Origin of the sequence: Curtobacterium sp. MMLR14_006, from assembly GCF_001864985.1 — a bacterium.
GTDB lineage: Bacteria > Actinomycetota > Actinomycetes > Actinomycetales > Microbacteriaceae > Curtobacterium.
This window is the reverse complement of sequence record NZ_MJGU01000022.1, coordinates 61,330-73,914: the sequence shown is the minus strand read 5'-3', so window position 1 is coordinate 73,914 and position 12,585 is coordinate 61,330. Positions and strand designations below refer to the sequence as shown.

Here is a 12,585-nt window from a genome sequence, read left to right as displayed (position 1 = left end):
GCTTTCTCGCCGCATGCCTACGAGCCGGCGTCGTAGCGCGCTGGTACCGTGGATCCCACGTTGGGGAAGGAGGCAGGATGCTCGTCAAAGACGCTGCTCGGGATGCCGCGGAACGGATCCGCGCCGAGCACTGGAACGGCACCTTCCCAGTCGACCCCGTCGCCATCGCACGGTCGATGGAGCTGGACGTTAAGTTCACGTCGATGCTGCCGGGGATCTCGGGAGCGATCGTGGTGCGCCCCGGATCCGCTCAAGTCCTGATCGAGGACACCGACGCTTACGGACGCAAGATGTTCACTTGCGCCCATGAGGTCGGTCACTTCGTCGAGCGAAGAGCTCAAGACGACCGTTCGTACTCATTCGTCGAGAAGCGCGGCGGGGAATACGACCTGCACGAGTTCTACGCGGACGAGTTCGCTGGCGCCCTGCTGATGCCCGCGTCCGAGTTCCGGAAGCAAGAACGGAAGCTGGGCTCCGACTACCTCCTGGCGTCGTACTTCGGCGTCTCGCCGACCGCTGTACAGAAGCGCCGCGAACGTCTCGCCCGATGACGTGGGGTAAGCGGCGATCGAAGAAAACCGAGAACGAAGAGGCCAAGGATAAGGCCAAGATCGAACAGCTGAAAGAGGATGTCCCTGACGGACCCGACGTCGCCGATCTGACAATAGGCACTCAGCCTCGGGCGGACCTGGCCGAGGCCGGCAAATTGGCACACGAGCGCGAACATCACGCGCGTGAGATGGAACTCCAGGAAATCGCTCGACTGCGGCAGCAGAACGACTTGCGTCTCCGGTTCTTCACGTTCGCATCCCGGCTCGCTGTAAGTGTCCTCGTGTTCGGCTGCGCTTTGGTGGGCTACTACGCATGGTCCGTCAAAGGTCACGTCGAGCCCAGTGTTCTGCAATTCTGGATATCTTCGACCATCGTCGAAGTGCTGGGCATCATCTATATCATTGCCCGCTATCTCTTCCCGCCAGCGCCGAAGAACGACTGAAGCTCCGAAGACGACGGTGCGCGCCCAGGCGAAGGAAGTGGTGGGCAGCAGACATGCCATGTCGGAGCACGGGCGGTCGGCGGATGACCACCAACGCCTGCCTCCTTGCCCCTGCTGACGGGCGCCGAGGGGTGGACTTTCGGGTCCTGGTCTCCCGACGGATGCCGACAACGGCGAGCAGCGCTCTCGCTCCGCGGAGAAACCTGCGCCGGTTTACGCTCTGTCAGGCATCGCGTGGCGCCACGGGGAAGACCCGCAGAGGTTCGCCGGCCGCGAGGCAACGTTGGTGGTCGCGCCAGCGAACTTCATCGCCGTCGTCGGGCCACGTGGATCCCGGAAGTCACGATTCTCAAAGTCCTCGAACTGCTCAACGCGCGGTGGGAGAGGAAGTGCGGGATCGGAGTGAGCGAGGTTCAGAGGCTGACAGGGGAGCAGCCGATCAGCTCCGCGGGCGGACCCGGTGTGAATCGCGGCGGCGAACTCGCCTTCGACCCGATCGCAGCGGCTGCAGAACAAAGTGCGGTGCGAACAAGCGACCTCCACGCAGTGGCCGTCAGCGCAGCGAGTCCTCTCGGCGCTACTCGTGCGCCGCTTCCCGCCCCTGCTCTTGGCTCAGCTCCTCGGTCGCGGTCAGTTCGCCGCGGCGTACGCGTCGCGAACCTGCTGCCTGATGCGGCCTCGTGCTGCGACCTCGTAGCCGTTGGCAGCAGCCCACTCGCGGATCCTTGCAAGTTCGTCTGCGCTGTTGCGGTCCTTCGCAGCAGAAGACGTAGCGCCCCGGCCCGCACGAGCGCCGGATACCTTGCGGGCCGCTGCGACGTAGTCGGAGAACACCTCACGGAGCTTCTCCGCGTTGTCGTCCGTGAGGTCAATCTCGTAGAAGCTGCCATCGAACGCGAACTGGACCGTGCGGCCCTTCCCCTGTTCGATGACCTCGTCGGAGAGGTCGTCGACGAGCTGCGTCGTCACCTTCTGCGCCATGTGCGACTCCTGATCTGTCGTAGGTTTCAGAGACCACTGTGGCAGAAGATCCCAGCCCGCGAGCTTCTTTTACTGCCGCCGGCGGTCGCAATTCGGGGAGGGGGGCTACTTCCCGCGCCGCTCATCAATCTGGTGCTGCACGTAGTCGTCGGCCATCGATGCCATCTCGGCCACTGCTGCCTCGTAGTCCTCGAACTCGTCCTCGAAGCTCGCGAACAGCGTGAAGGCGGCACGAACATCGGTCGCCTCGGAGATCGCCCCTGCGTCCTGCCGCCAACGAGCGACTGTCGCCTTCATCACTGGGAAGCGCTTGCCGCGAAGCGATTCCATCGATTCCAGTGGATTACCGGTCCATTGCGCCAGGCGCGAGACGTCATCGGCGGTCACGCCCTCCTGGGGCATCACAGAAGCCGAGAAGCTCAGAGCCTCCGCGACGTCGTCGAGTCGCCGGTGCACGTCCTCGGCGAGAAGGCGTGGCAGGGCGTCGGACTTGCCCGCTGCGGCACGGAGTTTCGCTGCGAGAGCCTTCTGCGCGGTGACTGCTCCGCGGGCCTCATCCGTGTCGATCTCGAGTACCGCTGCGAAAGCGGCCGCCCGTTGGCGCGAGAACAGCTCGTACATGTTCGGGGTGGCGAGTTCGAGGAGCTCGGCGACGAGGTTCAGGTACAGCTGTACGGCCGTGCGAAGTGTCTCGGATCGCACACGGTTGTGATGGTAAGTCTCGTTGCGGTACTCGTGGAGCCGCATCAGTGGCGCTTTCAGGTCCGGCGGGATCACCTCGAGGAACACCAGGTAGTCGGTGAGTCCCTCGAAGGTCTTCTCCATCGCTCGACGCGAACGATCATCGAGCTCCCAGGCCTTCGTCGTCAATTTGCTCACGGGAAGCGTGTTGCGGAGGTCGATCTCGGAAACGGGCTCGCCGATTCCGCGATAGAAGTCGGCGAACTTCGGAGACCATTCCTCTTGTTGTGCGCGGCGGCGCATCGTTGCTTCCGCTGCGGCCTCCAGCAATACGAGGGCGATGCTCATTTGGCCAGGTGAGCCGGCCTCGAGCAGCCGGACCGCGGTCAGCGCGGCGACCCCGACTCGTTCGACGACTTCCATGACAGCTCCGATCGGGTTCGTCTCGATCCGACGCAGACAGTAGTGCCACCGATCGCGTCAATTCCCACCGACACGGCCGGAAATGACTCCCGCAGCCAGTGACGTCCTCCTGCTGGCAGAACCGTAGCGCCGTTCAGGGGTCAGGATCTGCGGGGCGGGTCGCTGGCGCCAGCGTTGCCACACATCGCCGGAGATTCGCCCTCCAGGGGTCATCCGCGCCGTCTGGTCGCTCCTCGCCGGAGCGCTCGCCCTGGCCATGGGCATGCTCGATGCAGGTTGAGGTGCTTACCCCAGCTCAATGTTCACCCCCGCTTCTTGATGCGATCGACCGCTCGCGGGCAGGCCGAAGGAAGACCACCGCAGCGCGACCCGGAGGAGGACCCGTCGCCGACTTGACGCAGCGACACGCCCGAGTGGACCCGCCGCTAACGTTTCTGACACCGACGACGACTTCATCATGTGAAGGTAGCTACCAGGCGGCGTGTCAGCCGTTGACACATTGGGGGACCGATGGACCTTTCCACTCCGGAAGGCATCGCGGCGTTCTACAACGCCCACCGAGACACTCTCTACCGCGTCGCCTCATCAGTGCTGGCGCAAGTCGGTGCTGAACGTGAGGCTGAGGACGTGGTGCTCACCGTCGTAGAGGAGCTGCTCCGCAAACGTCCCACCGGTGTGACAAACGCGGAAGCGTTCGTCATCCAGATGATCAAGCGGCGCGCGATCGACGCGATCCGGAGCCTGCACCCGAAGCAGTACGCCGGGACGGCGGATGCGCTCGAAGACGTACCGCACCCGATCGACGCCTACGCGGCGGTCGACGACACGGTCGACGAGGCCCTCGCCATCGCTGAGCTCTGGGAAGCATGGGATGTGTTGACGGACCGGGAACGGGACGTCATCGCGCGAGTGATCATGAACAACGAACCTCAGAAGACCGTTGCACAGGCACTGGGGGTCACCCCGGCCCGAATCTCGCAAATCCTCTCCAAAGCTCTACAGAAACTACGGCAACGAATGGAAGGAGCGAAGCAATGACCACGGACAACGACGACCTCATCAGCCGACTAATGGCAACGGGCAGACTGGGCCCTCGCCACGCGCACGCGCCCGTCCCGCTGCCCAACCTCCCCGCAGACATTCGACCGTTCGCCGCAATCGTGGATGAATTGCAAAACGTTGGACAGTATTCTGGTGCTCCAGCGCTCGAGGATGACTCAGCAGCGAAGCTGCTCGGCCTGGTTCCTTCACCAACGAAGCGCCTCGACGGTCGGCTCCTCCGTCGCCAGCGTCAACGTCGACAGCGCACCGTCAGCGACATTGCGGCAGAACTCAGCCGACGTGGTTGGAGTATCACGCCAGCAGATGTAATGAGGTGGGAAACCACAGAAGCCGCCGACGTACCGCCCGTCGTCATCGACTCGCTTGCCTCAATCCTCAACACCGCTGCGGAACAACTCATCGACGTTTCCGCACCTGCGGAAGATGCGAACCTCGTGCAGCAGCTTCGCCGTCACCCGCGGTTCAGAGCGCTCGTCGAACGGTGGGCGCAGCTGCGTCACATCACCGTGCAGGAGGCGCGAACCGCCCTAGAACGACGCGCGCTTGGCACCGTGCACCGAGGATCGCGAACAGATGTTGACGACACCCTGTCGTCGATTGAGGCGCTCGTTCGCGCGCTCGAAAACCGAAGCGGCCTATGAACCTCGACCAGGCGGTGGCAAAGGCGCTGCGGCGAGTGTCCGAAGAGCAGCGGCGGCGCTTCGCAGCAGACCCCGCGGCGACGATGCGGGACGAGTTCGACCTGATCGTCGAACAGGTAGAACACCTCGGCGACCAACGTGCCGCCGACGGAACGTGCGACGGGCTGTCATTTCTGGAAGACGGAGTGGTGCTCTACGCTGCGTCGTCAAACAGTGACCGCGACCAGTTCACTCTCGCTCACGAGTTCGCGCACATCCTCGTCACCAACTCAGGGCTCTACGACTGGATCGCGGACCAAACACAGCCCGAGCATCTGCTCGAGATGCTGTGCGACCGCATCGCACAAGCGCTGCTGCTCCCCGCCGCAGCACTCCAGCCGCTGCAACGACCCCTCCAAGCCTCAGACGTCATCAACCTCTACCGCACGACTCGGGCGAGCCGACCGGTCTGCGTCATCGCCCTCACCGAGCAGATGCGAGGGCTCGGCGCCATCGCCATGATCGACCCCGAGTACGGAGTTGTCGCACACGCCTCCATTCATCCCGACGCGGAACACGGCTGGCCCACGGTCTACCCCTGGCGGAACCAGATCCCAGACCCGGGCAACCCCCTTCTGGAACTTCCCGAAGGCGGATCCCTCCGCCGGCGGATCGGCTGGCGAGCACCATGGGGAGCGCAAGCAGATTTCTGGGTCGACGCCGTCCGTGACGGACGATACGTCATCGCCGTATTCGCCGACGCGAACGTATGGAGCGGCGGAAGCGGCATCGCCCAACCCGTCATCGAACGCGACTACGACCGACGGCCCACGTTCCACATCAGCTGCTGCCAGGGACAGGTGGCGGTGCGCGGATGGCCGTGCCCCACCTGTCATGAACCGCACTGCCCGGTCTGCGGCAAGTGCCGCTGCGACCGGAACGCCGCCCGCGCCCGAGCATGCGCCCAATGCGGAGATCTGAAGAGCATCTACCTCATCAACGACGCCGGCATCTGCGTCGACTGCCAGTGAACGGACCCTGCCGTCACCGCGGAGCGCTCGTGCCCGGCAGACCCGAGTACACGACGGGACGCCCGTTGCACCTCAGCCGCCACAGAGGTGGCGCGGAAAAGTTCGACCGAGCGGCTTAAGTCGGGAACGCACCTTCCGACTACTGAGTGAGCGTGGCGGAACCGCCGATTCTCGCTCGGAGCGGAGGTGACGAAAACAGTGGCAAAGAACACCGGTAACGGGCACCGCAATGGTGCCGTCAAGGGACGTAGCGAGTTCCAGCACAACGGCCAGTGGTTCAAGCGTGACACCAGCACGGGTCGGATCCTCAACGGGAGCTCGAACCAGCACAAGGGTGTCCGGAACGAGAAGTAGCGAACGGCGGGTGGGCTGCAGCGTCGTCGCAGTCCACCCGCTCAGCGCCCCAAACGCATCGACAGGAGAACACCATGGCCGTTCACTGGGTGAACTACGACCTGAACATGACCGGGCAGAAGTACGAAGCCCTCATCGCATACTTGAAGTCGCATCGGAGCTGGGCTCGCCCCGCGGAAAGCAGCTACTTCGTCGACACCGACCTCACCGCGGTGCAACTCCGGGACGGCATCGGCAAGATCGTCGACAGCAACGACGCCGTCACCGTCGTTACCGTCACCGACCAGGTCTGGGCGACATACGGCGTGCCCAACGACGTGACCGACTGGATGCAGAACCACTTCTAGCCAGCAGCAGGAGCGAACGTGCAAGCCCATGGTGCCGACCGAACGCGCCTGTACGATCGTCGGCGACAACTGGGCAACGACATGCAGCACGTCATCCCGGGGCGGACGTAATGTGGCGAAGTCAACCCGTCGGACGGTTGAGCGCGATCGTCGGTTCCGGGTGTTCCACCTCCCAGGGCTCTTGAACGCCCGGGAGGATCCGGATGATGCTGTGTCGACTGCCTGCTTCGCCGACGAGTTCGTCGGAAAGCGTTGCGAGCGCGTTCCGGTACTGCACGTCCACTGTGCCGATCGCTGCGCTGCGAGTCTTCACCGTCAGTGCGCGCTGCTCGGCGAGCTCGGCGACCCCGAGGTGCTCGAACAGGAAACCGCGAACGCTGACGTTGACGAAGTCGCCGCGGATCAGGTCCGCGATCGTCTCCCAGAACGCGTTCCGGTCCACCACGCCCAGATCTCCCGTCTTTGCATCATCGACGACGGTGTCGGCGTGGCCGGCGAAGAACGGCATCGGTGTCGCCAACGCCATCCACACCGACGGGAAGTACGGTGCGACAGCTCGAAGCGTCGCGTCGTCGTCGGCGGAGAGTGTGAACCCGAACTGCAGCTCCGGGAGCACGTCGATGAGGCGGAGCACGTACGCGGTGTGGTGACGATCCGCGGCGAAGCCGAGTTGCGCGACCGGAACAGCGTGGGTGAAGATGCTGGCGAACAGCCGCGACACGGCGTAGGCGTTGAGCTCTCCTGCTGGCCGCAACGTCACCTGCCCGTCGATTTCGGCACAGAACGGTTCCACCCTGAGTTCGTCGGCGGCTTCGCCAGGTTCAACTGACTGGCCGGCGAACAACCGGTTCATTAGCCGCAGGCGTTCCAGGTGGGTTTCGGCGTCGCGTTCGGCGACGTCTGCGTCGGTGAGGAGCGTGCCGGAAACCGCGGCGGTCAACGCTGGGCCGAGGTCTTCGACGACTTCCTGGGACAGGGCGCCGCCATGCCCGTCGGTGATGGAGTACTCCCCGACGGTGGACTGCCAGGTGATCAGCCAGTAATAGGCGCCGCCGTAGTAGGCCAGTTCCGTGTTCGTCGCTACTCGGCTGTAGCGCTCCTCCGCCGTAGTCTGCACGGTTGCCGCGTCGCCGACTTCGCCGGTGTTTCGAGCGTTCTCCTCGAGATGCCTACCGGTGATGATGAACACTGCGGTGTCGGCTTTTCGTAGGTCGCGAAAGCTGCCCTCGACGTTGCCATTCACGCCATTGAGTGCGATGAGCACGCCGACGGTGCTGGCGTCTGACGCTCGGGCGATGAAGAGCTTGCCGAGGAACCGCTGCCACGCGGGCGTGCCGACCGGGTCACGGTACGCCTTCGCTTCGCAGATCACCGGAGTGCGCTGCACATCGCCGATGACCGGTGAGGCGCGGACCGCGACGACGTCGATCTCGTTGCCGCCCGCCTCGATGAGGTTGCCGGTGACGTCCTCATAGCCTTGCGCGGTGAGGGCAGCGGCGACGACCGCCTCAAGCTGTGCGCCTTTGTCGTCAGCGGTCTTGCCGAGCACGATCATTCCGACCACCTTCCCGTGCAGTCCGCGATCAGTTGATCACATCCGAAGCGGCCTAGGTGAAGATTGGTGAGTTCAGGGGCCCGGTCGTGAAGACACGACGACAGGTTCCGCTTGACGCGTTTGGGCCAGGAGATCAGATGGAAGAGCGGATACGTGTTCTTCCTCGTCGTCGGGATGCTGTTACACCGATCCTCCGCCGGGCAGCTGTTGCTGGGGACCTTTCGTACGGAGCGTGACCCAGTCCATACGACGAGTGGGGGCAGCGCCAGCCAGATGCCGGTGCAGCTGGAGGGGACTTCGACCGGCTGCACGCCGTCGTTGAGACGACCTCCGCGGTGGTCATCCTCAACCTGCTGCACGAGCTTGGAGTCCCAGAGGCGCAGCTCCTCGCAGTCGTCCGCGAACACCCGAGGCTCTCCTTCGCCGCCGAACTCGCCAGGCAAGCTTCCGTGAACAGCTGAGATGCGTGACACCCACCCTGTTCGAGTGGAGTCTCCGGAGTCGGGTTGCGTGCACTCTTCGGCGGCCGGGGCCACCTCGAGCGAGGCGGGCACTGCGATCTCGTCACCATCTGACCGTTCGCCGAAGAGTGCGTCTGGGTCAAGTGCACCCAACGCCTGACCAGGGCTTCCTTCCGAAAGGGGAAACGTCGACCCGGCCCAGGGGAAACCCAGCTACGGCGGCCAGCCCGGCTGTCCCGGATCGGCGCTATTACGGTGGACGCCGAGACCTGCAAATGACCCGCCACAGGGCCGTTTGTGTCTCTGACCTCAACGGTTTGCGAAACTCGGCTCACGAGAAGAACCCCCGACTTCAGCCGGGGGTTCTTCTCGTTTCTGCGGGGTCTGTAGCCGGATAGGGGCTCGTCGGACGCCTTGCTACGGCGTGGAAGTGACTGTGGCGGCGTTCGCCGCTGTTTTCGGGCGCGCTGAAGCACCCCGGACGCTCTGATGGCGTTTCCGGGCGCGGCGAAGCTTTCGGGTTGAAGGCGTGCGTGTTGCGTTCGGGAGCGGATGTGTCGGCCTACGTGCGCGGTATCGACACGTAGGATCCATCACCTCGACACGGCGATCTGCAGGACGCGCGCGCCTCGACGTGAGCCCTGACGGGCACGTCCCTGCCGGTCAGGGCAATGGAGCCACCGCGGTCTGCGAAGGCGAAGCGCCCCGTCCCGCACCGCCCACAGTCACAACTGAGCAGATGAGAACGACCATGCGAACCGCGGCCCCGCCGGCTGGCGTCGGTTATGGCTCAGGCGCCTCCAGTGCACGGCGGGGATGGGGAATCGAGGTGCCGCCAGCAGTGCTGTAGCTCCTCCTCTCGGTCACGCTCGACGTGGTAGGAAATGGATTTTGCCAAGGGGTTGCGCCTGTTGGTTGCGAACCCCCGAACGGGGGGCGGCGACGATGCTGTGTGCCCTGTCAGGGTGGCGACGTGAGAAAACTGAGGGGAACTCTCCGAACCACTGTCGCAGCTTCGGCTGCCACCGCTCTCGCAGCGGCACTCTTGACCATCGGGACATCACCCGCACAAGCCGCTGGCCCGTACGACGCCGTCACATCGTCCTCGCTGCGGAACTTTGCGACAGCGGTTGAGTACAGCGCGATCTTCGGTTCCGGCAACTACGACGACACGAACGCCTCCGACCTCTCCGACTGGGGATGGTCCGAGAGCGGCAACAGCACCACAGCCATCGAGATGTGGGTCGAAGGCAATGGTGACTCCTGGAAGGCGACCGCCCGTGACACCCGCGGGGGAGACGAGTACTCGTACTCATCGAACAGCGCCTTCAACGGTGGTAGCGCTGCGTCCGTGCGCGCCTCCGCGCAGCAGCCGACCAGCGCCGTCGGCGCCGCGGGCTTGACCGTTCATCGGCTCTCCGACGGGCTCGACGCCGAAGCGCTCGCGGCGTCGCTGCTCGCGATTGCACCGTCGCAGCTCTGCGACGGCCTGGCATTCGTGCCTGGTACCCACAACCTCGGCAGCTCCCTCACCGACCAGTACATCGCTTGCACACGTGCGGCGCAGGCCAGTGGTGCCACGAGCCGTTCGGTGCTCCTCGCCGTCCGTTCATCCGGCGGTGCGGCAGCGCTGTCCGCGCTGGCGATCTACTACGTGGGCGATGGCACGCAGACGGCGACTGCACCCGCGTGGACGCAGCAGGCAAACCCCGCCCCGCCATCGGCGCCAGAGCCGCCGGCGCAGTTGCCAGGCTTCTGGCGAGTCGGCGCCGTCGCGTCAGCACTCACCGGGACGAACCCGGACCTCACGCCCAGCGACGCCCAGGTCGCAGCAAAACAGTGCATCGCCTACGTCGCCGCGGCAGGGCAGAACCCTTACGACGAATGCAAGCACCGTCCGATCTTCGTCTCCGGGCAGGAAGACGCCGTCGATGAAGCTACAAATCACGACATCGACGCCATGCTGACCCATCCCGCGTGGGTGCTCCAGGACTACCGTCCAGCGGCAGAGAACCCGAGTCCTCGAAGCTGGTACTCATCGTCGCCGGCCTGTCAGAACCAACCCGCCGGAAACTCCTGTGACGAGTTCCCGCTCTACAGCACCCTGCAGGGCGGCAACACTGCATCCCCGCTCCCGAGCTTGCGCTCGATCACCAGCACGGACAACAGTGCACAAGGCGGCCAGTACGGCAGCTTCGTGACGAAGTGCCACCTCAACACGGCACCCCGAAGCGAACGTGGCATCGTGTGGGCTCCAGCGCCACGGGGATCTGCCGTGGCCACGCTCAAGATCTGCAACGGACACTGAACAGCATGAACAACGATGAGGAGCTCGACGCGTACGCCCGACGAGTGTCGTCGAGCTCCTCGTCCCCCTTGCGCTTGCGACCAGGTCTCGAACCCACCGACCACAGCCTGGCTCGGCTGCCTCCCGAGGTCGCCTCGATCTGGCGATGGCGGGACGGACAGAACCCCGGCGATGAGTTCGTCCCAGGCGCGCGTTTCCTTCCGCTCAGCACGGCGGTCGCAGAAGGAGAGGCGATGCTACGGTCCCGACGTGCGCTCCCCGACCATCCAGATCACCGGCCAGGAACGTTCTGGCTGGCGTTCGTCACCGACGGCACAGTCGCGCAGATCATCGAACACGGCCCTGACGTCGCCACGAGCGCGCTGGTCTTCGATCCGAGCGGATTCGTTGACGACTATCCGGTCGTCCCGGTCGGGGACCTGTTACGCCTCTGGCGCACCACGGCGGTCACCAGGGCTTGGACTTGGAACGGCTCCGCCTGGCGCATCGATCACACGCTGTACCCGGACGTGCCTCTTCGCCGGCTGCTCCTCGTGTGAAGCGTTCGTCCACCCGACACCGGGTGAGAGGCGACAGCAGATGACGCGGCGTCACATCATCGAGGAGCTCGGCGCGGACGCAGCAGCGGTGGCGCCGAGCTCCTTCGCGGTCGTTGCCCGGATACGCCCGGGGATCACGGCCGCTGAACTGGAGTGACCGGAACACGAGTTGGAGATCGCCCTTCCCCACGATGCCCGAGCTGATCGGGAGTGGCGAGACCGCGAAGAAGCCGATCATCCGGCCACGGAGTCGGGCCTGGCGCGGGGTGGATGCGAGATTGCGCCCGCGGCGGTTGCGGCCTCCGCCACGGGTCCGCTGATCGACTGCGCACAGCGTCGGCACCCCGGCCATACGCCGCCCGACCCGCCCGGGCACAGCCTCAGCCCACTGACCGGACGCTCCCCGGTCCCCAGGAGCATCGTGGCCGTCAGGAACCGACCAGGAGGAAGCATGCTGCTCGAAGGCAAGACCATCGTCGTCACCGGCGGGAACAGCGGGATCGGTGAGCAGATCTGCCTCGCCGCGGCCGCGGAGGGCGCGAACATCGTCATCGACTACGTCGCCCACCCCGAGGAGACGGAGTCGCTGGTCCAGCGGATCGAGCAGGCCGGCGGTCATGCGGTCGGCGTCGATGCCGACATCACGAAGGCGGACGACCTGCACCGGATGGTGCAGAAGGCGGTCGACTCGTTCGGCTCGCTCGACGTCCTGGTGAACAACGCCGGCATGGAGGACCGGAAGTCCCTGCTCGAGGAGACCGAGGAGGGCTACGACAAGCTCATGGCGGTCAACATGAAGAGCGCGTTCTTCGGCACCCAGGCCGCTGCGAAGCAGTTCATCGCACAGGGCGACGGTGGTCTCGTCCTGAACATCTCGAGCGTGCACGAGGACTGGCCGATGCCCGGCAACCTGGCGTACTGCGTGTCGAAGGGCGGCATGCGGATGCTGGCGCGGAGCGGCGGCGTCGAGCTCGGTCCGCACGGCGTCCGGATCGTGAACATCGCGCCGGGGGCGGTCGACACCCCGATCAACACCGCCACGACCTCGGACCCGGACAAGCTCAAGCAGCTCGACGACGCCATCCCGCTCGGTCGCCCGGCGAAGCCGCACGAGATCGCCGAGGTCGTCGTCTTCCTGGCGTCCGGCAAGGCCGCCTACATGACGAGCACCACGGTCACGATCGACGGTGGGATCTCCCAGGGCAGCGTCGGACTGTAGGCACCGCAGA

12 protein-coding genes are annotated in these 12,585 nt (G+C 65.1%); 9 read left to right on the top strand and 3 right to left on the bottom strand.

The window, feature by feature from the left end; translation table 11 throughout:
* The first annotated feature begins 77 nt into the window (after positions 1–77).
* Together BIU94_RS09355 and BIU94_RS09350 are read left to right on the top strand one after the other, a co-directional pair.
* Positions 78–551, top strand: coding sequence for an ImmA/IrrE family metallo-endopeptidase (locus tag BIU94_RS09355; RefSeq protein ID WP_071258088.1), 474 nt, complete (start codon positions 78–80; stop codon positions 549–551).
* The gene (locus tag BIU94_RS09350) at positions 548–994 is read left to right on the top strand and encodes a hypothetical protein (protein ID WP_071258077.1); all 447 of its coding nucleotides are present in this window, start codon (positions 548–550) and stop codon (positions 992–994) included. Before BIU94_RS09355 ends, BIU94_RS09350 begins: the two co-directional genes overlap by 4 nt.
* Before the next feature lie 630 nt (positions 995–1,624).
* Here BIU94_RS09350 and BIU94_RS09345 read toward each other — a convergent pair.
* Positions 1,625–1,975: an Lsr2 family protein gene (locus BIU94_RS09345; RefSeq protein ID WP_071258075.1), complete on the bottom strand. Its 351-nt coding sequence runs from the start codon at positions 1,973–1,975 to the stop codon at positions 1,625–1,627.
* Between the two features lie 105 nt (positions 1,976–2,080).
* Complete coding sequence (locus BIU94_RS09340) at positions 2,081–3,079, bottom strand: hypothetical protein (protein WP_071258071.1); 999 nt, start codon at positions 3,077–3,079, stop codon at positions 2,081–2,083.
* A gap of 510 nt (positions 3,080–3,589) precedes the next feature.
* Between BIU94_RS09340 and BIU94_RS09335 the strand changes: the two genes are divergently transcribed.
* The 4 genes from BIU94_RS09335 (at position 3,590) to BIU94_RS09325 (ending at position 6,493) form a co-directional block, all read left to right on the top strand.
* Positions 3,590–4,117 (top strand): RNA polymerase sigma factor, encoded by a 528-nt coding sequence (locus tag BIU94_RS09335; RefSeq protein WP_071258068.1) that lies wholly within the window; start codon positions 3,590–3,592, stop codon positions 4,115–4,117.
* Positions 4,114–4,782, top strand: a complete 669-nt coding sequence (locus BIU94_RS17405; RefSeq protein ID WP_139196367.1) for a hypothetical protein — start codon at positions 4,114–4,116, stop codon at positions 4,780–4,782. Before BIU94_RS09335 ends, BIU94_RS17405 begins: the two co-directional genes overlap by 4 nt.
* Positions 4,779–5,792, top strand: a complete 1,014-nt coding sequence (locus tag BIU94_RS09330) for an ImmA/IrrE family metallo-endopeptidase (protein WP_071258065.1) — start codon at positions 4,779–4,781, stop codon at positions 5,790–5,792. The genes BIU94_RS17405 and BIU94_RS09330 overlap by 4 nt, the downstream gene beginning before the upstream one ends.
* A 428-nt stretch (positions 5,793–6,220) precedes the next feature.
* Entirely contained in the window at positions 6,221–6,493 is a 273-nt protein-coding gene (locus BIU94_RS09325) for a hypothetical protein (RefSeq protein ID WP_139196366.1), read from the top strand.
* Positions 6,494–6,614: 121 nt separating this feature from the next.
* On the opposite strand, the gene BIU94_RS09320 is transcribed toward BIU94_RS09325, so the two are convergent.
* On the bottom strand, positions 6,615–8,042 hold the full coding sequence (locus BIU94_RS09320; RefSeq protein WP_175473906.1) for a restriction endonuclease: 1,428 nt from the start codon (positions 8,040–8,042) through the stop codon (positions 6,615–6,617).
* Positions 8,043–9,554: 1,512 nt separating this feature from the next.
* On the opposite strand from BIU94_RS09320, the gene BIU94_RS09315 reads away from it, so the two are divergent.
* The 3 genes from BIU94_RS09315 (at position 9,555) to BIU94_RS09305 (ending at position 12,575) form a co-directional block, all read left to right on the top strand.
* Entirely contained in the window at positions 9,555–10,817 is a 1,263-nt protein-coding gene (locus tag BIU94_RS09315) for a NucA/NucB deoxyribonuclease domain-containing protein (RefSeq protein ID WP_139196365.1), read from the top strand.
* Between the two features lie 5 nt (positions 10,818–10,822).
* On the top strand, positions 10,823–11,356 hold the full coding sequence (locus BIU94_RS17400) for a hypothetical protein (protein ID WP_139196001.1): 534 nt from the start codon (positions 10,823–10,825) through the stop codon (positions 11,354–11,356).
* 451 nt (positions 11,357–11,807) lie between these two features.
* Positions 11,808–12,575, top strand: a complete 768-nt coding sequence (locus tag BIU94_RS09305) for an SDR family NAD(P)-dependent oxidoreductase (RefSeq protein WP_071258046.1) — start codon at positions 11,808–11,810, stop codon at positions 12,573–12,575.
* The last annotated feature ends 10 nt before the right edge of the window (positions 12,576–12,585 follow it).